Here is a 22,118-nt window from a genome sequence, read left to right on the forward strand (position 1 = left end):
AAACTGCTGAGCATTGCCTATGGCGTGCTCAAATCGGGCAAGCCTTTCGATCCTGCCTTAGCAATTGCACACTGAGGTGGAAGACGGTATCTACGAATCCATGCCGGCGACTGGAAGCCTCGGTCAGACGCCCCCTCTCCCCTGGGAGAGGGCCGGGGTGAGGGTCGCCCGCCTCCCTTACGGCTGCAGGTAGCGCACCATGGCATCGCCGATCATGGTCTTGTGGCGGCGCAGCACCGCCGGTTCTTCCATGTCGATGTCGTGGATGCGGCCGAAGGTGTGGCGGTTGGAGACGCGGTAGAAGCAGAACGAACACATCAGCAGGTGCACGTCCACCGCGTCCAGCCCGCTGCGGATCTCGCCGCTGGCTTCGCCGCGGGCGAGGATGCGGCGCAGGGCCTCCAGCGCCGAGGAGTTGAGGCTGGAGATGGTCTCGGACTGCGCCAGGTGGCGACCGCGGTGGATGTTCTCGATGCTCACCACGCGGATGAAGTCGTCGTGACTGCGGTGATGCTCGAAGAGGAATTCCGCCAGGGTGCGGATCGCCTCCAGCGGCGGCAAGCGGTCCAGCGGCAGTTCGGCCTCGTTGCCGCGTACGTCGCTGTAGAGCTTTTCCAGCACCGTCAGGTAGAGCTGCTCCTTGCTGCCGAAGTAGTAGTAGATCATCCGCTTGGAGGTGTGGGTGCGCTCGGCGATAGCGTCCACCCGCGCGCCGCTCAGGCCCAGGTCGGCGAACTCGGCCACGGCGGCGGCGAGGATGGCCTGGCGGGTCTTTTCGGGATTGTTCTTGCGCGGGGTACGCAGCGTGGGCGCGAGCGCCGGGGTGTCCTGCATCGGGCTGACTCTTGTCGGAGGAGAGGCGCGGGCACCCCGGGGTGCCCGCCTGGCTCAGAATTCCAGGGGCGCCGGGCGACCCTGGCGCGCCTGAAGCATGGCCGCCAGGCGGACCGGGCTGTTGGCGGCGCCGTAGCCACTGTAATCCTTACGCTGGAGGATTTCGAAGAAGAAGCGGTCGGCGAAGGACTCGGTGTAGACGTGGAACAGCTCGCCGCCCTGGGCATCGCGGTCGTAGAGGACGTTGTAGTAGGCCAGCCGACTGAGGAAGTCGTCGTCGAAATCGAAGCGCGCACCCAGGTCGTCGTAGTAGTTCATCGGGATCTCCAGCAGGGGCACCCCGGCGGCCTTGGCCTGCTCCACCGCCTGGAAGATGTCCTGGCAGGCGAAGGCGATGTGGTGCACCCCCGAGCCGCGATAGCTGGACAGCGCCCGGGCGATGGCGGTGTTGCGATTCTCCGAGATGTTGAGCGCCAGGCGCACGCTGCTCTGGCGATTCTTCAGGGCGCGACTCTTGACCAGGCCATAGGGGTCCGGGACCACCACCTCGTCGTCGGCGCTGAAATCGAACAGGCTCTTGTAGAACAGCACCCAGCTGTCCAGGGCATCGGCCGGCAGGGCGATGGCCACGTGGTCGACGTGGGTCAGGCCGAGGCCGCCGCTTGCGCCGGCGCTGACGTCGAAGTCGGTGTCATAGAGACTGCGGCCGTCGGCGCCACGATCGGCGAGATAGATCAGACTGCCATCGGGCGCCCGCACCGCCGGGATCTCGCGCTCGTTGGGACCGACCAGGCCGCGATAGGGCTGCGCCCGGTACTGCTGGGCGCGCTCCAGTGCGGCCTGGCTGTCCGGCACGCGCAGGGCCATGGCGCACAGCGAGGGGCCGTGGGCTTCGAAGAAGTTGTGGCCGAAGGAATAGGGTTCGGCATTGAGCACCAGGTTGATCTCGCCCTGGCGCAGCAGGGTGACGTTCTTGGAGCGGTGCCGGCCGGCCCGGGCGAAGCCCAGCTTGCCCAGCCAGCGCGCCAGTTCGGCGCCATGGCCGTCGTCCACGGCGAATTCGAGGAATTCGGTCCCCTCCAGGCGCGGCGCCTCGGGCGGGGCGAACAGCGGCGCCGCCACCGGGGTCTCCTCGCGCTGCAGTCGCGCGGCGGTCTGCTCCTCCAGGTAGAGCAGGGACCTCAGGCCATCGGCAGCGGTGGCGCGGGTCTGGGCGGCGCGGAAACCGTCGTTGAAGATCTCCAGTGACAGCGGCCCCTGGTAGCCGGTCTGCAGGATGGGCGCGAGAAATCCGGCCAAGTCGAATTCGCCCTGCCCCGGGAAGCAGCGGAAATGCCGACTCCACTCCAGCACGTCCATCTGCAGCACGGGCGCATCGGCCATCTGCACGAAGAAGATCCTGTCCCCGGGAATCTGCGCGATGCCCGCCGGATCACCGCCGATGGACAGGGTGTGGAAGCTGTCGAGCAGCACGCCAAGATTGGGGTGATCGACCGCCTTCACCAGCCGCCAGACCTGCTGCCAGGTGTTGACGTGGCGCCCCCAGGCCAGGGCTTCGTAGCCGATGCGCAGGTCACGCGGGGCGGCGCGCTCGGCCAGCAGCTGCAGGTCGTCGGCGATCAGGCGCTCGTCGCCGAGGCTGTCGGCGGCGGTGTTGCTGCACACCAGGATGAGGTCGGTGCCCAGCTCCTGCATGAGGTCGAACTTGCGCTCGGCGCGGTCGAGATTGCGCTGCAGCCGCTCGCGGCGATTGCCCTCGAAGTCGCGAAAGGGCTGGAACAGGGTGATCGCCAGTCCCAGGTCCTGGGCGCGCTGGCGAATCTCCCGCGGACTGGCACCGGAATACAGCAGGTCGTTCTCGAAGATCTCCACGCCGTCGAAGCCCGCCGCGGCGATGGCCTCGAGCTTTTCGGTCAGGGTGCCGCTGATGGATACGGTCGCGATGGAACGCTGCATGCCGGTGCTCCTGTGTTGAACGGTCACTCCGCGGGCTGGGCCAGGGCGGGGTGACACGGATCTGTCGGGTCTGGTACCGATTATTCGTGGCGCCCGGCGACCCAACAATGGATTATGTACGAACCGGTTAGTTTCTGTTCGCTAATCGAACAGTTGGGCATCCGGCGAATTGACCAGTCCCGTTAGCGCCTCGCACTATGATCTCAGAGCCCAGCGCTCGTCGCTTCCGCGCGTCGACCATAACAAGACAAACAAGAGTGTGCGTCCATGCCCCAGCTATCCACGTTATCCTGCGTCCCCCGTCTCGTCTGCAGCCCTACCGCGCGCAGTCGGCGACGGCCAGGCTAGGCCCCCGTCCTTTCCATCTTCGGCTCCCGCGGTCCGAGCGAGTTCGTGCGCGGCGCTGAAACCCCTCCTGGCCTGACAATAAAATTCCGGAGACAACCATGGCCACTACCGCCTCCCCCACCCCCGGCTCCCAAGCCAAGAAAGCCACTGCCAGCGGCTGGATCGGCTCGGCGCTGGAGTACTACGACTTCTTCATCTACGCCCAGGCGGCGGCGCTGATCTTTCCGCAGATCTTCTTCCCCTCCAGCGACCCCAAGATGGCCATCGTCGCCTCCCTCGCCACCTATGGCGTGGGCTATCTGGCCCGTCCGGTCGGTGCCTTCGTGCTCGGTCACTGGGGCGATACCCGCGGTCGCAAGAACGTCCTGCTGCTGTGCATGTTCCTCATGGGCATCGCCACCATGGCCGTGGGCCTGCTGCCCACCTACCACCAGATCGGTATCCTCGCGCCCATCCTGCTGGTGGTGCTGCGCCTGATCCAGGGGTTCGCCGTGGCCGGCGAGATCTCCGGGGCCAGCTCCATGGTGCTCGAACACGCCCCCTTCGGCCGGCGTGGCTACTATGCGAGCTTTACCCTGCAGGGCGTCCAGGCCGGCCAGGTGATGGCCGCGGCGATCTTCCTGCCGCTGGCCTACTTCATGCCCGCCGACGCCTTCAACAGCTGGGGCTGGCGCATTCCCTTCCTGCTCAGCGCCTTCGTCCTGCTGGCCGGTTTCATCATCCGCCGCGAAGTCCATGAGACGCCCGCCTTCGTCAAGGAAGAAGCCAAGACCGAGACCGCCAGCGTGGCCCGGCGCTCGCCCATCGGCGAAGCCCTGAGCACCAGCTGGAAGGCCATGATCCTGGTCGCGCTGATGGCGCTGATGAACGTCATCCCGGTGGTGGCCACCATCTTCGGCGCCGCCTATGCGGTGCAGCCGGCCTACGGCATCGGCTTCGACAAGAGCGTTTACCTGTGGATACCGGTGGTGGGCAACATCGTCGCCGTGCTGGTGATCCCCTTCGTCGGCAACCTCTCCGATCGCATCGGCCGCCGGCCGACCATGATCGGCGGCGCTCTGGGTTCGGGTCTGCTGGCCTTCGGCTACCTCTATGCCATCAGCATCCACAACCTGCCGCTGGCCTTCGTCATGTCGCTGCTGATGTGGGGCGTGGTCTACCAGGGCTACAACGCCGTGTTCCCGAGCTTCTACCCGGAGCAGTTCCAGACCCGCTATCGCGTCTCGGCCATGGCCATCGCCCAGAACATCGGCACCATGTTCACCGCCATGCTGCCGGCGCTGTTCACCCTGGTCGCCCCGCCCGGCACCGAGAACATCTGGCTGGTGGTCGGCGGCCTGGCCTTCGGCGTGACCTGCCTGTCGGCCCTGGCGGCCTACCTGTCGCCGGAAACCTACCGGGTGCCCATGAGCGACCTGGGCAAGCCAGACGCCCTGCAGATGGACAAGCACTCCTACGACACGGCCCGCCAGGACAGCCTCAAGGCCAGCGTCTGACCCCTCGCGAGCCCTCGCCTGGCGAGGGCTCCGCCCTGCTACCTTGGTAGCCTTGCCGCAAGACATACGTTGTCATATAACTACCCAGCCGAACGCCTCGGTCGCTGCTTTCCGATAATTCAAATAAGAAAGGAATCCCCCATGTCGCCTGCACCCGCCTAGCCGTCCCTCGCCTCACCGCCCTACCCGCCCTCGTCAGATGCCGCCTCCGCGCCGGCAGGGCATCCCTTACCTAAAAGAACAAGGAACACCATGAGCACTCGACTCGCTTCCGGCCGGCTCGCCCGTGCCTGCGCCGCCTTCGCCGCCCTCGCCAGCACCACGCCGCTGTGGGCCGCGGACGGCTTCATCGAAGGCACCAAGGCCAATCTCAACCTGCGCAACTTCTACTTCAATCGCAACTTCGTCGATCCGGCCTACACCGCGCAGAACAAGGCCGAGGAATGGACCCAGAGCTTCATCTTCGGTCTGACCTCCGGCTACACCCAGGGGCCGGTGGGCTTCGGCATCGATGCCCTGGGGCTCTATTCGGTCAAGCTCGACGGTGGCGCCGGCACCTATGGCACCCAGCTGCTGCCGACCCATGCCGGCAACGAGCCGGCCAAGGATTTCGGGCGCCTGGCGGTGGCCGCCAAGGCCAAGGTCTCCAAGACCGATATCAAGGTCGGCGAGTGGTTCGCCGTACTGCCGATCCTCAGGTCCGACGATGGCCGCTCGCTGCCGCAGACCTTCCAGGGCGCGCAGATCCACTCCACCGAGATCCCGAACCTGGAGCTCTGGGGCGGCCAGATGCGGCAGAACAGCCCGCGCAACGATGCCAGCATGGAAGACATGTTCATGCAGGGCCGCGCCAATGCCACCTCCGACCGCTTCAACTTCGTTGGCGGCGAATACAAGTTCAACGAGAAGCGCACCCAGATCGGCCTCTGGTACGCCCAGCTCGAAGACATCTACCACCAGAAATTCATCAACCTGATCCACTACCAGCCGCTGGGCAGCTGGACCCTGGGCGCCAACCTCGGGTACTTCATCGGCGACGACGACGGCTCGGCCCGCGCCGGTGCCCTGGACAACCGCACCGCCTATGCGCTGCTCTCGGCCAAGCAGGGCGGCGGCACCTTCTATGTCGGCCTGCAGCGGGTCAGCGGCGACAGCGCCTGGATGAGGGTCAACGGCACCAGCGGCGGCACCCTGGCCAACGACAGCTACAACTCCAGCTATGACAACGCCCGGGAACGCTCCTGGCAGGTGCGCTACGACCACAACTTCGCCGCCTTCGGCGTGCCGGGTCTGACCCTGATGAATCGCTACCTCAGCGGCGACAACGTGCACACCGGCAGCATCACCGACGGCAAGGAATGGGGTCGGGAATCCGAGGTGCAATACGAAGTGCAGAGCGGCCCGCTGAAGAAGCTGCTGATCCGCTGGCGCAACTCCAGCATGAGACGCGACTACAGCGCCAGCGGCTCCTTCGACGAGAACCGCATCATCCTCAACTACCCGATCTCGGTGCTGTAGGGCGCCGGTTCGCGGCTGGGCGGGTGGCCGTTCCGCCCGCCCAGCCGACCGCTGTCGCTTGCCCGGATCGACCAGGCCTTATACTGTACAAAGATACAGCCAAGAGGCCTCGACATGACCCAGCCCCAGCGCCCGCCACGGGGTCGTGGCACCGCCAGCAATCCGCACAATCGCTTTGCCGCGACCCGCAGCGAGATCGAGCACGATGGCTGGTACGAGGACGCCACCCCGCTGACCTTCACCACCGCCGTCCGCCAGGAAACGGCCAAGACGGTGATCAGCCGCAACCAGTCGCCGGACGTCGGCTTCGATCGCTCGGTGAATCCCTATCGCGGCTGCGAGCATGGCTGCATCTATTGCTTCGCCCGCCCCTCCCACGCCTACTGGGACCTCTCGCCCGGCATCGATTTCGAGACCCAGCTGATCGCCAAGACCAATCTGGCGGAGCGGCTGGAGGCGGAGCTGAGCAAGCCGGGCTACCAGCCGCAACCCATCGCCCTGGGCATCAACACCGATGGCTACCAGCCCATCGAGCGGCAATACCAGCTGACGCGCCAGGCGCTGGAGATCCTGCTGCGCTATCGCCATCCGGTGACCCTCATCACCAAAAGCGCGCTGATCCTGCGCGACCTGGACCTGCTGGTGCAGCTGGCCGAGCGCAACCTGGTGCGGGTGGCCTTCAGCCTCACCACGCTGGATGATGACCTCAAGCGCATCCTCGAACCCCGCACCGCTGCGCCCCAGGCCCGGCTGCGCGCCATGCGCACCCTGCACGAGCACGGGGTGCCGGTGAGCGCCCTGCTGGCGCCGATGATTCCCATGATCAACGACCATGAACTCGAAGCCTTGCTGGAGGCGGCCCGCGACCACGGCGCCCGCTCGGCCGGCTACACGCTGTTGCGACTGCCGCTGGAGATCGTCGAGCTGTTCGAGGAATGGCTGCAGACGCACTTCCCCGAGCGTGCCGCCCATGTGATGAGCCTGATCCGGCAATCGCGCGGCGGGAAGAACTACGACAGTCGCTTCGGCATCCGCATGAAGGGCGAAGGCCAGTTCGCCGAGCTGCTGGCCCAGCGCTTTCGCCTGGCCCGCCGCCGCTTCGGCCTGGAGCGCCGCGAGGGCGAAGGCCTGGACTGCAGCCAGTTCGCCCCGCCGGGGGAGCAGCTGGGGTTGTTTTAGGACAGGCGCCGAACGGGCTTGCCCCTCACCCCAGCCCTCTCCCAAGGGGAGAGGGGGAAAAGCGGCGGCGCACGCTTCATAGGTTGGGTTGAGCGCAGCGAAGCCCAACGGCGTGGCCTCCCTCACCCAGCCCTCGCCATCCAGCTGCTAGGCTAAACGGCTGTGCCTATCTCTGGAGTCGCCATGACCGCCCCTACCCCGCTCACGCCGGCCCAGGCCGTTGCCGCCGGTATCGACTTTGCCGAACTCAAGGTCGATGCCAGCGGCCTCTACTGGAGTCAGTACGATCCCACCGATGGCGCCACCCGCCTCTGGGTCCGCGAGGCCGGCGCCGCGCCGCGCTGCCTCACGCCGGCGGGGTTCAGCCTGCGCAGCAAGGTCTACGAATACGGCGGCGGCGCCCTCTGCCTGGGCGATCAGGGACCGCTGTTCGTCAATGAAGCCGACCAGGCGGTCTATCGCCAGCCGCGTGACGGCGGCGCGCCCGAATGGCTGGCCGGAGGCGAGGCCTGGCGCTACGGCGATCTGCACTGGGATGGTGTCCGGCAGCAGGTGCTGGCGGTCGAGGAGGATCGCCGCGAGCAGTCGCCGCGCCATCGCCTGGTCGCCCTGAGTGCCGGTGGCGCACGCCAGGTGCTGGCCGAGGGTGCGGATTTCTATGCCGCACCGCGCACCAGCGCCGACGGGAGCCGCCTGGCCTGGATCGAGTGGGACAGGCCCCACCAGCCCTGGACCTGCACCCGGCTGCTGACGGCGACGCTGGACGCCGCGGGACGTCCCGGTGCGCCCAGCGTGGTATCGGCCGATCCCGAGGAATCGCTGCAACAGCCGCTGTTCGATAGCGAGCAGCGGCTCTGGGCGCTGAGCGATCGCCAGGGCTGGTGGCAGCCCTGGTGCAAGTCCGCGGCGGGCTTCGCGCCCCAGGAGGCGCCTGCGGCGGATCATGCCGCCGCACCCTGGCAACTGGGCGGCGCCAGCTGGCTGCCGACCGCGGAAGGCTGGCTGGCGACCTGGCAGGAAGGCGGCTTCGGCGTGCTCGGCGAGCGCCGGGCAGCGGGCGAGACCCGCCGCCTGGCCGCGGACTTCAGCCGTTTCCGCGGGCTGGCCCTGGACGACAGCCATTGCTACTGCATCGCCGCGGCGCCCACGCGCCCCTCGGCGGTGCTGGCCATCGATCGCCGGAGCGGCGCGGTGGAGATCGTCACCGGCGGCGTCGCGCCCCTGGGCGACAGCGCCATCGTCGCCCCCCGGCCGCTGAGCTATCCCAGTGGCGACGGCCAGGCCCAGGGCTTTCTCTATCTGCCGGAACGGCACGGCGAGGGTCCGCCGCCGCTGCTGGTCAGCATCCACGGCGGCCCCACCTCCTGCACCTATCCGGTGTTCGATGCGCGCATCCAGTTCTGGGTGCGCCAGGGCTTCGCCGTGGCCGATCTCAACTATCGCGGCAGCAGCGGCCATGGCCGGGCCTACCGCCAGGCGCTGCACCTGCGCTGGGGCGAGGTGGACGTCGAGGACGCCTGCGCGGTGGTCGACCACTTGGGCGCCCAGGGCCTGGTGGATCCGACACGGGCCTTTATCCGTGGCGGCAGTGCCGGTGGCTACACGGTGCTCTGCGCCCTGGCCTTCCGCGACGTCTTTCGCGCCGGCGCCAGCCTCTATGGCGTCAGCGATCCCCTGGCGCTAGCCAAGGTCACCCACAAGTTCGAGGCCGATTACCTGGACTGGCTGATCGGCGATCCCGAGGCCGATCGCGCGCGCTACGAGGCGCGGACGCCGCTGCTGCATGCCGAGGGCATCCAGGCGCCGGTGATCTTTCTGCAGGGCCTCAAGGACGCCGTGGTGGTGCCCGCCCAGACCGACGCCATGGCCGCGGCTTTGGAAGCGCGTGGCATACCGGTGGTGGTCAGGCGCTATCCCGACGAAGGCCATGGCTTTCGCCGAGCGGCCAACCAGGCGGACGCCCTGGAACAGGAAGCCGCCTTCTATCGCCGCTGGCTATAACGGCGGCGCACTCAGAAAGTCGGGCCAGGCCGACGCTGAGCGCGCCTGGCCCGTATAGAATGGCGCTTTAGCCGTCGAGTTCTTGCATGCCCTTCGTTCGCCGCGGTATCGAAAGCATCGTCTCCACCTGGCTGGCCGGCCTGCTGCTGCTCCTGCCACTGGTGCTGACCCTGGCGCTGATCGGCTGGATCGTCAGTTTCCTCAATGGCCTGATCGGCCCCAACACCACCCTGGGCCGGTTGTTCGTGGCGGTCGGTCACCCCTTCGTCGGCAATTCCATGGCGGCCTATGGCCTCGGCACCCTGCTGCTGCTGGTGCTGCTCTATCCGCTGGGGCTGGCGGTCAAGCTGGGCCTGCGCCGGCCGCTGGGCTGGTTCGCCGACATGACCTTTCGCCGCATTCCGGTGGTGGGCAAGCTCTATGGCCTGGCCGAGCGCTTCGTTGAGTTGCTCGATCGCAAGGAAGGCGGGGCGGACATCCGCGCCATGAGTCCGGTGTGGTGCTTCTTCGGGGGTCAGGGCGTGGCGGTGTTGGCGCTGCTGCCCAATCCGGCGGTAATCGACATCGAGGGTCGTCACTATCACGCCGTGCTGGTGCCTTCGGCGCCGGTCCCCGTGGGGGGCGGCCTGCTCTATGTCCCGGTGGACTGGGTGAAACCGGCGGACATGGGCATCGACATGTTCACCAGCATCTATGTCTCCATGGGCATCACCCTGCCGCCAGTGGTCAAGGATCGCCAGGTGGAATTCATTCCCTTGGAAGAGGCCGTGCGCCGCCAGCAGGAAAACGGGACGGCCGAGGAGCCGCCCCGCCAGCCTCGATAAGGATTTGCTAAAAGGTCGCCGAGCGAAGGTCAGGCAAGGCAAAAACCAGCGAGGAAGCGGAGTTTACAAATAGTAAATGAGCATTCCGAGCTGGTTTTTAACGCAGCATCACCGAGCGCAGGCACTTTTTAACCTTAGTTCTGCACCGCCTGGACCGAGCCCCCATCGACACGCAGGTTGCTGCCGTTGATGAAGGAAGCACGCTCGGACACCAGCAGGGCGATGGCCGCGGCCACCTCCTCCACCTTGCCGCGACGCTTCTGCACGATGCCGGGCCGTTCTTCGTCGAGGAAGCTTTCGATGGCTTCTTCGAAGGAGACGCCCTTTTCCTCGGCGCGCTTTTCCATCATGCCGTCGGTCATGCCGGTCTCGATGAAGGCGGGGGACACGGTGTTGCACAGCACGCCGTGGGCCGCTTCCCTGTACGACAGGTTCTTGATGAAGGCGGCCAGGGCCGCCTTGGCCACGTTGTAGACGGCCTCTTCCCAATAGGGCTGGACGGCGTTTTCCGAGGTGATGCACACGAAGCGACCCCAGCCGCGCTTGCGCATGCGCGGAATGGCGGCGCGACCGACGCGCACGGCGGAAAAGAAGTCGGTGGCCCAGGCTTCCTCGTAGTCGGCATCGGCCAGTTCCAGGGGATCGCCCTTGGCGCCGGTGACGCCGGCGGTGTGCACCACGATGTCGATCTGGCCGAAGCGAGACTCGCCCTGTTCCACCAGCCGGTCCACCGCGGCCTGGTCGGTCATGTCGGCGGCGATCAGCAGCGTATCGCTCGGTAGGCCCTTGGCCGCCTCTTCCAGCTTGCCCTGCTCCAGGTCGGAGAGCACCAGCTTGACGCCTTCCTCGGCCAGCAGCTTCGCCGTGGCCAGACCCATGCCACCGCTGGCACCCGTAATGAGGGCGACGCGCCCCTTGATTCCCAGATCCATACCGACCTCGCTCGCAGATTTTTTCAATGCCGTGATCCGGCGTCTCTGATTCCGACTCGCCACGAGGCGCCGTTGCGCTTACCGTTCGGCGGAAAGCGCAACGGCAGCCCCGTCTGCCGGTCCAGATAGGCAAGACTCCTGGGAAGTTCACGATGCACGCACCCCGCCTGCCCCTGACCCTCTTTCACGACGGCGCCTGCCCGCTGTGCGCCCGCGAGATCGCCTGGCTGCGGCGCCACGCCGACCCCAGCCAACTGCAGCTGGTGGACCTGGCCGCGCCGGACTACCCGACCCAGGCGCCGGTCGATGCGCCACCGCGCCAGGCCATGCTCGATCTGCTGCACGCCCGGGATGCCGACGGCCGCTGGTTCAAGGGCCTGGACGCCACCTACTGGAGCTGGCGCACCGCCGGCCTCGGCCACTGGGCGCGACCGCTGGCCTGGCGGCCATTGCGGCCCCTGCTGGAACTGGGCTATCGCCTGTTCCTCAAGCTGCGCCCGGGTCTGACCTGGCTGCCCCATCCCGAGGGCAGTCGGCGGTGCCAGGATGACGTCTGCACCCTGGACGAGCCGCGCGACCGCTCGCGCCGGGGCTGACGCCGCCACTCGCTCGCACCCGCTTCAGTCCCGCAGACGCGCAGGCCCACCCTGCTGGCATCCGGCCAGGGTTCGCCTGCAGGCGCGTCTCGGCTAAACTGCGCGGCTGCTCGCGTTACGGATCCTGACATGTCTGCTGCTCTACCCGCCCGCGCCCTGGGCCTCGACTTCGGTACCTCCAACTCCACCGCCGGCTGGTTCAGGCCCTCGGGCGAGGTCCTGCTGCCCCTCGAAGAGGGCAAGGCCACCCTGCCCTCGGTGATCTTCTTCAACGCCGAGGAGCGCCGTCCGGCCTATGGCCGCCAGGCGCTGCACGAATACCTGGAAGGCTACGAGGGGCGTCTGCTGCGCTCGCTCAAGAGTCTGCTCGGCTCCAACCTGCTCAAGGGCGAGACCAGCATCCTCGGCAGTGCCCTGCCCTTCACCGAGGTGCTCGGCCTGTTTCTCGGCACCCTCAAGCAGCGCGCCGAACAGCAGGCCGATCGCCCCTTCGACGCCGTGGTGCTGGGCCGTCCAGTACACTTCGTCGATGACGATCCGGTCGCCGACCAGGAAGCCGAGGACACCCTGGCCGCCGTGGCGCGCCAGGTGGGCTTCAGCGACATCTCCTTCCAGTTCGAACCCCTCGCCGCCGCCTTCGACTACGAGCGCAGCATCGAACGCGAGGAACTGGTGCTGATCGTCGACATCGGCGGTGGTACCTCGGACTTCTCCCTGGTGCGCCTGGCACCGGAGCGCCGTGCCCTGGCCGATCGCGCCGGCGACATCCTCGCCACCGGCGGCGTGCACGTCGGCGGTACCGACTTCGACCGCCAGCTGAGTCTGGAAGGGGTCATGCCGCTGCTGGGCTACGGCAGCGCCATGAAGAGCGGCGCCACCATGCCCACCAGCCACTACATCAACCTGGCGACCTGGCACACCATCAACGCCGTCTATGCCAAGAAGAGCGTGCTGGCCCTGCGCGACATGAGATACGACGCCCAGGACACCCGCTGCATGGATCGCCTGTTCAAGCTGATCGAACAGCGCGCCGGCCACTGGCTGGCGATCCAGGTGGAAGACGCCAAGATCGCCCTGACCGACGACTGGCGCCGCACCCTGCGCCTGGATCGCATCGAGACCGGCCTGGCCGCGGATCTGGAACGCCCGCTGTTCGACGCCGCCATCGCCCTGCAACTGGAACGCCTGAGCCGTGGCGTGGACGACCTGCTGGCCCGCGCCGATCTGGATCCGGCGCGGGTCGACAGCCTGTTCTTCACCGGCGGCTCCAGCGGCATCCCGGCGCTGCGCCAGGCCCTCGCCAGGCGCTTCCCCGGCGCCCGTCTGGTGGACGGCGATCGCTTCGGCAACATCGGCAACGGCCTGGCCATCGAGGCGTTCAAGCGCTACGGCTGAGTCCTTCGATACTGTTGGGGCCGGCGTCGACTCCTCATCAGGCTCGCTTGCCGGCCGCGCTCCGCCGCGATCTCGCTACCGCGAGCCAAGCCGCCGAGACCCCGAAGTAGCAGGCACCGAAAGCCACATAAGGCGTCACGCTGGAAACATCCAGCGGGACGCCTTCAGTCGCCTGCTTCACGAAGAATCCACCCGCCAGGGCGGATTGAGCGCCACTCAGGATCATCGCCCACTGACCAGCGGACGTCCGCCAGCGTCGTACCGCCACCGCCAGCTGGAAAAGCCCAGCGGCCATGGCCCAGACCCCGAACACCCCGATCGCGGCGCCCATGCCAGACGTCAGTGCCAGCCCTATCGCCACCGCGACGCCCAGACTGACGACGGCGTTGAGCCGCTGCCCAGCGTTGTGCCGCAGTCCGCCGCTCTGGCGGGCATCGAGGACGTTCGCCAGGGCATCCCACGCAGGGTAGAGGACGAGCAGGAGCGGCCCCGCCCAAGCCGTCGCGTGGCCAAGGGCGAGGGCCAGCGCGATCCACAGCAGCGCAACCGCCGCCCTGAGCAGATAGTAGCGTTGCAGCCAGGGGCTGCCGGTCGAAGCGCCTAAGGCATGACTCATGGAGTACTCCAGCGGTGTTCATCCAAGGAACGGCAAAAAGGCTTGCCGAGAAAAGCAGCCACTCACCGGGCGAAACGGCCCCGGCCCCCAGCGATGAGCATGCCGCCCAGGCGGGTCGGGCAACGGGGGGATCGAGATGATCCGCGCGGTGCGTGGAAGGGGCGGGGGCCACGCAACCCCGCCTGGATCTATCAGTCGAAGTCGGTAGGCAGGGCGATGTCGCGCCAGGTCGCCATATCAGCGCGCAGCGCCTGCGACTTGCGCTCCGCGATGTCGTAGGCGACCGGTCCGAGCGGCAGATGCAAGAGTGGCTCGGTCGCCATGACGGCCTGCACTATCACCGCGGCAGCCTTGCGCGGATCGCCGGCCTGTTTGCCGTCGTTGCTGTCCCGGTAGGCACGTCGTCGCCCCGCCGTGTCGGCATAGGCCGGGATCACCCGGTTCGCCATGGCGATGGAGCGCCCGAGAAAATCGGTGCGAAACGGCCCGGGCTCGACGATGGTCACGCGGATTCCGAAGGGTTCCACTTCCTTGGCCAGCGACTCGGAAAATCCCTCGACAGCAAACTTGCTCGCGCTGTAGTAGCCGGAACCCGGTCCTCCCGAGAGCCCTGCCCCGGATGACAGGTTGACGATACGGCCGCCGCCGCGTCGCCGCAGGGCAGGCAATGCCAGGCGGGTCGTTTCGATCAGACCGAATACATTCACCTCGAATACCGGTCGGTATTCGCTGGGCTCGGCCTCCTCCACGGCACCGATGAAGCCTATCCCGGCGTTGTTCACCAAGACATCGAGACCGCCGAATTCCTGCTCTGAAAAGGCAATCGCGGCAGCCACCGAAGCGGGATTGGTGACGTCCAGCTGCACGGCCCTCAGGTTCTCCGGGAATTGCCGAACCAGGGGTTGCAACAGGGCGGCATCGCGAGCCGTTGCGACGACCCTGTCGCCACGCGCGGCGGCCATGGCCGCAATATGGCCGCCAAGACCGCTCGAGCAACCGGTAATAAGCCAGGTCTTTCTCATGCTGTTCTCCTCGCGCGGTGAAAGGCGCTGTTCAGTCTGCATCGCAGGCCCCTCGCGTGGCGGTCGCCGGAGCGTTCGGCCAGCTCAAAACGGCCGCTAGCGCCAAGGCCCCGCCCATCGTCAGGGCAGCAGCGGAAAAGGCGGTCTGCACCTCTCTTCCGCCAGCACCATCGGGGGCGAGGGCGAAAAACAGGCCGCCGATGAGCGCCACCGCCAGGGCTGCGCTGATCTGCAGGGTGGCATTCGTCAAGCCGGCGGCGAGTCCGGCCAGGCTCGGCGCCACCTGATCCGCGTTGACTCTCACTAGGGCCGGAAGCGCTATGCCCTGCCCCAGGCCGATCAACAGCAACGGCACCGGCAGCCAGGAGGGCAGGCCCGCCAGCGCGGCCGCCAACAGCAGGCCCATGACCTCTAGGGCCATGCCGACGGCGGCGGTGCGTGCCCCCAGCCGCTGGGCAAGATGCGGACTGCAGAGGGGCCCGAGGAGAAAGCCGATCCCCAGCGGCAGGATCGCCCACCCCGCGGCCAGGGCTCCATGCCCCAGAGCGGCCTGCTGGTAGACGGCGAAAACGAGAAAGAAAGGCGCCAGGGCATAGAACAGGAAGGTCGCCAGGAGGCTGCGTCTCAGCCGGGGGGCGGCAAGCAGGGAAGGCAGCACAAGGGGCGTCTCGCCGGCCGCCTCCTTGCGTTGTTCGTAGCGCCAGAAGGTGATCAGCAATCCGCCACTGACGACGAGCAGGGGGAGCGACCACCAGGGCCAGTGCAGGCGTGGCCCCTCGACCAGGGGCACCACCAGCGCCAACAGCCCCGCCGCGAGCAGGCCGGCACCCATGACATCCAGCCGGCCCGGTTGCGGGGCCCGGCTCTCGCGCAGCGCGACCAGCGCGGCTGGCAGGGCGCAGAGAATGACGGGAAGATTGATGAGGAAGATGCTGCGCCAGCCCAGTCCGAAGGGATTGGCCTCGATCAGCACCCCGCTCAGGACCTGGCCCAGCACAGCGGCGAGTCCGAAGGTCGCGCCGTACAGGCCGAGCGCCCGATTCTTCTCTTCTGCCGGAAAGGTCGCATGGATCAGGGCCATGGACTGCGGCGCCATGATGGCCGCCGCCACCCCCTGCAGCAGCCGCCCGGCGATCAGCACAGCTGGCGTTGGCGCGAACCCGCATAGCGCGGAGGCGAAACCGAAGCCGAGCATGCCGCCCAGATAGACACGCTTGCGGCCGAACATGTCACCCAGGCGACCGCCCAGGATCAGAGTGACTGCATAGGCCGTCGCATAGACGGATACCACCAGCTGGGCCAGATCCGACGAGGTAGCGAAGTCGTGACGGATCACCGGAAGCGCCACATTGACGATGAAGAAGTCGAGCGGTGGCAGTAGCGTACCTACCAGCAGCACGCCCAGCGCGAACCAGCGACGGCTATCGGGCTGGGCCATGGGAAGGGATGAGCTCATGACTTTTACCTTTAATCGGGCCGCATCCTGATCCGCGCGCGCGTTTCCGGCGCGCGGCGGGTTGATGCAGCGATTTCTCGAAAAGCGCGGCCACAGCTGGCAGGAGCGTGCCCGCGAGCAGTTGGCAAGCGGCCGACCGCTGTCGGCGCGGCAAGGGCCACCGCCTGATCTAGCGCATGCCGCCGGAGCCGAAGAGAGTTTCGCCGATCACCCAGCGGGCATCGTCGGACGCCAGGAAGGCGACGATGGGGGCGATATCCCCTACCTGGCCGATACGGCCGAGCGGGGTGCGGGCCTCGTTCCAGGCCTGGAATTCCGCGCCGAGGGCGCCGGCGGTCTGGGTGCCCTCGGTGTCGATGAGGCCAGGATTGACGGCATTCACGCGGATACCACGAGGGCCCAGCTCGCGGGCGAGCACACCCGTGATCGCATCGAGCGCACCCTTGGTGCCACTGTAGACGGCGCTTTCCGCCGGCAGGACGCTGGTGACATTCGAGCTGACGTTGATGATGCTGCTGCCGGCGCCCAGGTAGGGGCTGGCGGCGCTTATCAGCTGCAAGGGCCCGAGCACATTGATGTCGAATTGCAGCCGATACAGGTCTACGGTGGTGTCTTCGATCCTGGCGAATTGATAGACGCCGGCATTGTTCACCAGGATATCCAGGCGCCCGAAGTGTTCGCGGGCCGCCTCTACCAAGGCCTCCATATCGGCCCGCTGGCGGACGTCGGCGCGTAGCGCGATAGCGGTACCCCCTGCGGTCTCGATGTCCGCCAGGATGGCGTCCGCCCCGTCCTTGCTGGACGCATAGCTGATGACAACCTTGGCACCGTCCGCCGCCAGTTGCCGGGCAATACCCGCGCCGATGCCTTTGGAGGCACCCGTTACAATCGCAACCCTATCTAGCAATCTGCTCATATCTGCTCACCTGCACAGCGCCAGTTCGTACATGCCTGGCTGAAGCCGACGGATCTACGTCGATGTGAGCTGTCATGGTCACCCCTACGATATTGTTTGGGGACTGCCTTTCCTGCATATTGAATGTTCATTTTTGTACGCAGGTACGCCATGGAATGGAGCGATGTACGGATCTTTCTGGCAGTCGCCCGGGGCGGATCCTATGGCTCGGCCGCGCGAGCCTTGGGAATCAGCCACCCGACGGTAGGTCGACGGATCAAAACGCTCGAAGATGAAGCCGGACAGGCGCTGCTACGGCGCACCCGCGAGGGCCTGATCCTGACGAATTCGGGAGATGCCGTATTCGCCCTGGCCGAGTCCATGGAAGCCTCGGCCCTGGCGATGGAGCGGCGCCTGGCAGGTAATCACCAGCGCCTGGAGGGAATCCTGCGCATCTCTTCGGCGGACTGGTTCGCCGGCTATGTGCTGGCGCCGGTCCTGGCCGACCTGACCCGGCGGCACCCTGCCGTGGTACCCGAGGTCATTGCCAGCTATCGACTGCTGGATCTCTCCCGACGCGATGCGGACGTGGCCTTTCGCCTGGTGCCCTTCAGCGAACCGGATATCGTGCAGCGCCGTTTCCTGAGGATGCCCTACGGCCTCTATGGCTCCGCAGAGACGGCGCTAGCGGTGCAGGAGGATACGGCTGCGGTCGGGCTGATCCTCATGAACAGCGCGCAATCGCATTTTCCCGATGTCGCCTGGTTGCTCGAGCGGCTGCCGGACTCGCCACGGGCCTTCACCAGTACCAGTCGAACCGTTCAGGCGCAGATGTGCCGGCGTGGCCTGGGGGTGGCCGTCCTGCCCCGCCCGCTCGGCGATGCGACCGCCGGACTGCAGCTCATCGAGCGCTTCGGCAGTCCTCCATCACGGGATATCTGGGTGGGCTATCACCAGGACCTGCGCCACATGGACAGGCTGCGGGCGTTGCTGGATATCGCCGAGGAGGTATTGGGACCGGCGTACTAGGCTGGCCTGCCGGATAGCCGACCGTCGCCCCTATCGCCTGGGCCCTGGGCGATAGGGGGACGCACTCGATCAGGCGCCGAAGGCGCCGTCGATGGTGTGCATGGCGCCGGTGACGAAGCCGGCCTCGGGGCCGGCCAGCCAGGCGACCATGCCGGCCACCTCGTCGGCGCTGCCGTGGCGCTTGATCGCCAGGAAGCTGTGCATCAGCTCCTTCATGGGGCCATCGGCCGGATTCATCTCGGTATCGATGGGACCCGGTTGCACCACGTTGACGGTGATGCCGCGCGGACCAAGGTCCCGCGCCAGACCGCGGGCGAGCCCCTGCAGGGCCGACTTGCTCACGGCATAGGCGGCCAGGCCGGGCAACGGCATGCGATCGCCATTCACCGAGCCGATGACAATGATCCGCCCGCCTGCCGGCATCTGCCGCGCGGCTTCCACGGCCGCGTGATAGGGCGCCTGCACATTGATGCTGAACAGGCGATCGACGGCGTCCGGATCCTGTTCCAGGGCATCGCCGAACAGCGCCACGCCGGAATTCACCACCAGCACGTCCAGCGGACCACAGGCGCGCACCCGGGCGATCACCGCGTCGCGGTCGGCGCTGTCGGTCAGCTCGGCGGTGCTACCGGTTTCCGCGGCCAGGGCCTGGGCGGCATCCCTAGAGCTGGCATAGGTGAAGGTCACCCGGGCGCCATCGGTGGCGAAGCGCCGCACGATGGCCGCGCCTATGCCGCGACTGCCGCCCAGCACCAACACCTTTTTGCCTGCGAAGTTGCTCATGAGTCAGCCTCCTGATTAATGTAGTGAGTGCTACAATAATCGTCTCCCGTCCGCTGTCAAAGTATTTTTGTAATGAGCACTACAAATAAACCCGCAACCCGTGGGCGGCCCCGCCGCTTCGATCCGGACGAGGCCATCGTCCAGGCCCAGCGCCTGTTCCATGAAAAGGGCTATGACGGGGTGAGCGTCGCCGACCTGACCCAGGCGCTCGGCATCAGGCCGCCGAGCTTCTATGCGGCCTTCGGCAGCAAGCTGGAGCTGTACCAGCGGGTGCTCGAGCGCTACATCTCGACGGGCGCCGTGCTCCTGCACGAGATCCTGGACGGCGAACAGTCCCTGGCGGTAGCGCTCACCCGAGTGCTGGAAGAGGCGGCGCGCAGCTATGTAGCCGACCCCAGCTCGACCGGCTGCCTGGTGCTGGAGGGCACCCATTCCGACGATCCCCAGGCCCGTGCGGCAGCCGACCGGCACCACCAGACGGCCCAGACGCTTATCCGCACCCATATCGCCGGTCGCCAGCCGCAGCGTGCGCAGGAGCTGGCCGACTTCGTCATCACCACCATGGCCGGGCTCTCCGCCAGCGCGCGGCATGGGCAGAGCCTGGAGCGGTTGCTGGCCAGCGCGCGCCTGGCGGGCCTGGCGTTGACCCAGGCCCTGGCCGCGGAGGCGTGACGCGGCGCTGGCGCCCTAGTCCCCGGCGATGAACAGCGGATTGAAGCCGCTGCGGGCATAGCGCCCTTCTTCGGCCAGGGCGAAGTCCAGCGGCAGGCTGGCGAGGTCGTCGGCCAGGGGCTCGGCGCCCAGGTTGAAGCTCTTGCTGACCAGTTTGAGATAGCTGTCGCAGCTGTCGCAGGTCTCGGCCTGGGCGGCCAGGGGCGTCTTGCCGGCGTCGTCTTCCAGGGCTAGGTAGCGCACCTTGGCGCTGGTGTTGCAGCAGCTGCACTTGCTGCGCTCCAGGTGCCACTCGGTGGCGCAGAGGCTGCAATGCAGGTAGCGCACGTTGTCGCGATCGCGGTCGGCGTGGACGATGCTGGCCAACGGTGGCGCCGCGCAGGTCGGGCACAGCACCCGGCTGGCATCGCCATGGCGCTGGGGCGGTTGCGGCAGGCCTAGGGCCAGGCGCACCCAGGCCACCTGCAGGGCAGCGCCCACCAGCGGCAGCAGCGCCCGGACCTCTGGGGCGCCGGGCTCCTGAGCGAGCAACTGCTCGGCGAGCCGTTGACGCTCGGTCGCCGGCAAGGCGGCCAGTTGTTCGAGCACCGGCCGCTGACGCGCGGCGATGCGCAGCTCCAGGTTGGCCAGCAGCGCCTGCAGATCGCCCTGCCAGTCCAGATCCCGCAGCAGGGCCTGCCCCTGCAGCGGCGGCATGCCGTGCTCCAGGGCCAGGCTGAAGGCATCCGGCGCCGGTTGCCAGCTGGGCTGGCGCTCCTGCAGGACGGCCTCCTGGGCCTGGACCAGCAGGGCCATGAAGCCGAGGAAATCGCCCAGCTCGGCGCTGCGCTCGGCCAGTTCGCGCAGGCGGCGGGCGCGACGGGCGAACAGCTGGCGATCGGGCAGGACCACCGGTGGCGGATTGAGGATGCCGGTGGGCGAGGTGCCGTACTGATGCATCAGGGGGTCCCCTTGTCGGGCATGCGGTGTTCATCCAGGGGGCGCTCGCCCCGCTCGCCGCCTTCGCGGCGTTCCTGCTCGACGATCTCGTCGTACCACAGCCGGTGATGGTGCTTGGCCCAGGCACGGCTGACGCGGCCCTGGGTCATGGCGCGGAAGGAGCCCTTCACCCAGATCGCCGAATAGACGTGGATGATCAGGGTGACGATGGCGACGAAGGCGACATAGGCGTGCACCAGGCTGGAAAAGCGCAGCCAGCCACGCGGCAGAATGTCGGCGAAATACGGGCGCCAGATGAAGAAGCCGCTGAGCAGCAGCGCCGGCACCGACAGCAGCATGACCCAGTACACCAGCTTCTGCCCCGGGTTGTTGGCGCCGATGGGCGGCGCCAGCTCGTCGCGGTTGGCGAGGACGTCGCCGATGCGCCGCACCCAGGCCACGTCGTGGCGCTTGAACAGGTTGACCTTGAAGAAGCGCACCGCCATGACCACGAAGCCCAGGCTCATGGCCACCCCGATGAAGGGGTGCAGGATGCGCGTCATGGTCGGCCCGCCGAACAGCGCCGTGAGGTCGAAGAAGAACGGGTGGAAGAAGGCCAGGCCGCTCAGGGTCAGGCAGACGAAGGTGAAGGCGATGAACCAGTGGTTCAGCCGGCTGAAGGTGGTGTAGCGCAGGATGCCGCGCTTGTTGTCCGACGGCGTGGTCATGGCCGATCCTCCTCGCGCGCGGCGTGGCGCTCTGCCTCGTCCGGGGATTCCTCGGGTTCTTCCTTGGGTCCCTTGGTCAGGTAGTGGGCAATGCCGGCGATGGCGGTGACGCCCAGCAGCGCCGACATGATCGGCTTGGTCACGCCCTTCCACAGGCTGACCATGGGGCTGATCTGCGGATCGGCCGGCAGATGGGTATAGAGCTCCGGCTTGTCGGCATGCTGCAGCACGTACATCACATGGGTGCCGCCCACCCCGGCCGGATCGTAGAGACCGGCGCCGGGAAAGCCGCGGTCATGCAGCTGGCCGACGCGCATCTGGGCGTGTTCGGTCATGTCCTCCTTGGTACCGAACATGATCGCCCCGGTCGGGCAGGACTTGACGCAGGCCGGCTCCAGGCCGTGGTAGACGCGGTCGGAACAGAGGGTGCACTTGTAGGCCTTCTGGTCCTTCTTGGAGATGCGCGGCACGTCGAAGGGGCAGCCCGAGACGCAATAGCCGCAGCCGATACAGTGCTCGGAATTGAAGTCGACGATGCCGTTGGCGTACTGCACGATGGCCCCCGGCGCCGGGCAGGCCTTGAGGCAGCCCGGCTCGGCGCAATGCATGCAGTTGTCCTTGCGGATCAGCCACTCCAGGTTGCCCTTCTCGTTGACGTATTCGTCGAATCTCATCACCTGGAAGGTCTCCGGGGTGAGGTCCGGCGGGTTGTTGTAGGTACCGTTGCAATGCCCGACCTCGTCGCGCAGGTCGTTCCATTCCGAACAGGCCACCTGGCAGGCCTTGCAGCCGATGCAGCGCGACACGTCGATCAGCTTGGCCACCGCCTCCACCCCGCCGATGCGGGTGTGGGGCGACTCCTCGGAGGTGGCCGAGCGTGCGACGATGTTCTGGAAGTTGACTTGATCGCCTCTCATAGA

At 67.2% G+C, this 22,118-nt stretch carries 20 protein-coding genes; 9 read left to right on the forward strand and 11 right to left on the reverse strand.

Annotation, left to right across the window (positions count from 1 at the left end):
• Positions 1-177: 177 nt before the first annotated feature.
• A complete protein-coding gene (locus EC839_RS17775; protein WP_007160977.1) occupies positions 178-834 on the reverse strand; it encodes a TetR/AcrR family transcriptional regulator in 657 nt (218 codons plus the stop codon).
• Between the two features lie 54 nt (positions 835-888).
• The gene (quiC, locus tag EC839_RS17780) at positions 889-2,790 is read right to left on the reverse strand and encodes a 3-dehydroshikimate dehydratase QuiC (protein ID WP_007160978.1); all 1,902 of its coding nucleotides are present in this window, start codon (positions 2,788-2,790) and stop codon (positions 889-891) included.
• A 446-nt stretch (positions 2,791-3,236) separates the two neighbouring features.
• Here quiC and EC839_RS17785 point away from each other — a divergent pair, with 446 nt between their 5' ends.
• The 5 genes from EC839_RS17785 to EC839_RS17805 all read left to right on the forward strand — a co-directional run bounded on the left by EC839_RS17785 (position 3,237) and on the right by EC839_RS17805 (position 10,156).
• Positions 3,237-4,634 carry an MFS transporter gene (locus EC839_RS17785; protein WP_007160979.1) on the forward strand — a complete coding sequence of 466 codons (1,398 nt, stop codon included), beginning with the start codon at positions 3,237-3,239 and terminating at the stop codon, positions 4,632-4,634.
• A 252-nt stretch (positions 4,635-4,886) separates the two neighbouring features.
• The gene (locus EC839_RS17790) at positions 4,887-6,152 is read left to right on the forward strand and encodes an OprD family porin (protein WP_007160980.1); all 1,266 of its coding nucleotides are present in this window, start codon (positions 4,887-4,889) and stop codon (positions 6,150-6,152) included.
• Between the two features lie 114 nt (positions 6,153-6,266).
• Positions 6,267-7,331 (forward strand): PA0069 family radical SAM protein, encoded by a 1,065-nt coding sequence (locus EC839_RS17795; RefSeq protein ID WP_007160981.1) that lies wholly within the window; start codon positions 6,267-6,269, stop codon positions 7,329-7,331.
• Positions 7,332-7,514: 183 nt separating this feature from the next.
• Complete coding sequence (locus EC839_RS17800) at positions 7,515-9,332, forward strand: S9 family peptidase (protein ID WP_007160982.1); 1,818 nt, start codon at positions 7,515-7,517, stop codon at positions 9,330-9,332.
• 86 nt (positions 9,333-9,418) lie between these two features.
• The gene (locus EC839_RS17805) at positions 9,419-10,156 is read left to right on the forward strand and encodes a DUF502 domain-containing protein (RefSeq protein WP_007160983.1); all 738 of its coding nucleotides are present in this window, start codon (positions 9,419-9,421) and stop codon (positions 10,154-10,156) included.
• Positions 10,157-10,290: 134 nt separating this feature from the next.
• Here the strand turns inward: EC839_RS17805 and EC839_RS17810 are convergent, their stop codons facing one another.
• The gene (locus tag EC839_RS17810) at positions 10,291-11,088 is read right to left on the reverse strand and encodes an SDR family NAD(P)-dependent oxidoreductase (RefSeq protein WP_007160984.1); all 798 of its coding nucleotides are present in this window, start codon (positions 11,086-11,088) and stop codon (positions 10,291-10,293) included.
• A gap of 152 nt (positions 11,089-11,240) precedes the next feature.
• Between EC839_RS17810 and EC839_RS17815 the strand changes: the two genes are divergently transcribed.
• Together EC839_RS17815 and EC839_RS17820 are read left to right on the forward strand one after the other, a co-directional pair.
• A complete protein-coding gene (locus EC839_RS17815) occupies positions 11,241-11,684 on the forward strand; it encodes a thiol-disulfide oxidoreductase DCC family protein (protein WP_132832944.1) in 444 nt (147 codons plus the stop codon).
• Between the two features lie 129 nt (positions 11,685-11,813).
• Positions 11,814-13,079, forward strand: a complete 1,266-nt coding sequence (locus EC839_RS17820; RefSeq protein WP_007160986.1) for an Hsp70 family protein — start codon at positions 11,814-11,816, stop codon at positions 13,077-13,079.
• Between the two features lie 37 nt (positions 13,080-13,116).
• Here the strand turns inward: EC839_RS17820 and EC839_RS17825 are convergent, their stop codons facing one another.
• The 4 genes from EC839_RS17825 to EC839_RS17840 all read right to left on the reverse strand — a co-directional run bounded on the left by EC839_RS17825 (position 13,117) and on the right by EC839_RS17840 (position 17,089).
• Positions 13,117-13,695 carry a hypothetical protein gene (locus EC839_RS17825; protein ID WP_007160987.1) on the reverse strand — a complete coding sequence of 193 codons (579 nt, stop codon included), beginning with the start codon at positions 13,693-13,695 and terminating at the stop codon, positions 13,117-13,119.
• Positions 13,696-13,886: 191 nt separating this feature from the next.
• Entirely contained in the window at positions 13,887-14,717 is an 831-nt protein-coding gene (locus tag EC839_RS17830) for an oxidoreductase (protein ID WP_039975910.1), read from the reverse strand.
• A gap of 31 nt (positions 14,718-14,748) precedes the next feature.
• Entirely contained in the window at positions 14,749-16,173 is a 1,425-nt protein-coding gene (locus EC839_RS17835) for an MFS transporter (protein WP_237709558.1), read from the reverse strand.
• A 169-nt stretch (positions 16,174-16,342) separates the two neighbouring features.
• Positions 16,343-17,089: a glucose 1-dehydrogenase gene (locus tag EC839_RS17840; RefSeq protein ID WP_007160990.1), complete on the reverse strand. Its 747-nt coding sequence runs from the start codon at positions 17,087-17,089 to the stop codon at positions 16,343-16,345.
• A 150-nt stretch (positions 17,090-17,239) separates the two neighbouring features.
• Here EC839_RS17840 and EC839_RS17845 point away from each other — a divergent pair, with 150 nt between their 5' ends.
• On the forward strand, positions 17,240-18,097 hold the full coding sequence (locus EC839_RS17845) for a LysR family transcriptional regulator (RefSeq protein WP_027600020.1): 858 nt from the start codon (positions 17,240-17,242) through the stop codon (positions 18,095-18,097).
• Between the two features lie 69 nt (positions 18,098-18,166).
• Here EC839_RS17845 and bdcA read toward each other — a convergent pair whose 3' ends face one another.
• Complete coding sequence (bdcA, locus tag EC839_RS17850) at positions 18,167-18,880, reverse strand: SDR family oxidoreductase (protein ID WP_007160992.1); 714 nt, start codon at positions 18,878-18,880, stop codon at positions 18,167-18,169.
• A 72-nt stretch (positions 18,881-18,952) separates the two neighbouring features.
• Between bdcA and EC839_RS17855 the strand changes: the two genes are divergently transcribed.
• Positions 18,953-19,552 carry a TetR/AcrR family transcriptional regulator gene (locus EC839_RS17855; RefSeq protein WP_007160993.1) on the forward strand — a complete coding sequence of 200 codons (600 nt, stop codon included), beginning with the start codon at positions 18,953-18,955 and terminating at the stop codon, positions 19,550-19,552.
• A gap of 15 nt (positions 19,553-19,567) precedes the next feature.
• Here the strand turns inward: EC839_RS17855 and fdhE are convergent, their stop codons facing one another.
• From fdhE to fdxH, 3 genes are read right to left on the reverse strand one after another with little or no spacing between them, the layout of a single operon-like run.
• Positions 19,568-20,491, reverse strand: coding sequence for a formate dehydrogenase accessory protein FdhE (fdhE, locus tag EC839_RS17860; protein WP_007160994.1), 924 nt, complete (start codon positions 20,489-20,491; stop codon positions 19,568-19,570).
• Positions 20,491-21,198, reverse strand: coding sequence for a formate dehydrogenase subunit gamma (locus tag EC839_RS17865; protein WP_007160995.1), 708 nt, complete (start codon positions 21,196-21,198; stop codon positions 20,491-20,493). The genes fdhE and EC839_RS17865 overlap by 1 nt, the downstream gene beginning before the upstream one ends.
• Positions 21,195-22,115: a formate dehydrogenase subunit beta gene (gene fdxH / locus EC839_RS17870; protein ID WP_007160996.1), complete on the reverse strand. Its 921-nt coding sequence runs from the start codon at positions 22,113-22,115 to the stop codon at positions 21,195-21,197. Before fdxH ends, EC839_RS17865 begins: the two co-directional genes overlap by 4 nt.
• Between the last annotated feature and the right edge of the window lie 3 nt (positions 22,116-22,118).

Origin of the sequence: Pseudomonas sp. JUb52 (assembly GCF_004341115.1) — a bacterium.
GTDB classification, from domain to species: Bacteria; Pseudomonadota; Gammaproteobacteria; order Pseudomonadales; family Pseudomonadaceae; genus Chryseomonas; species Chryseomonas oryzihabitans.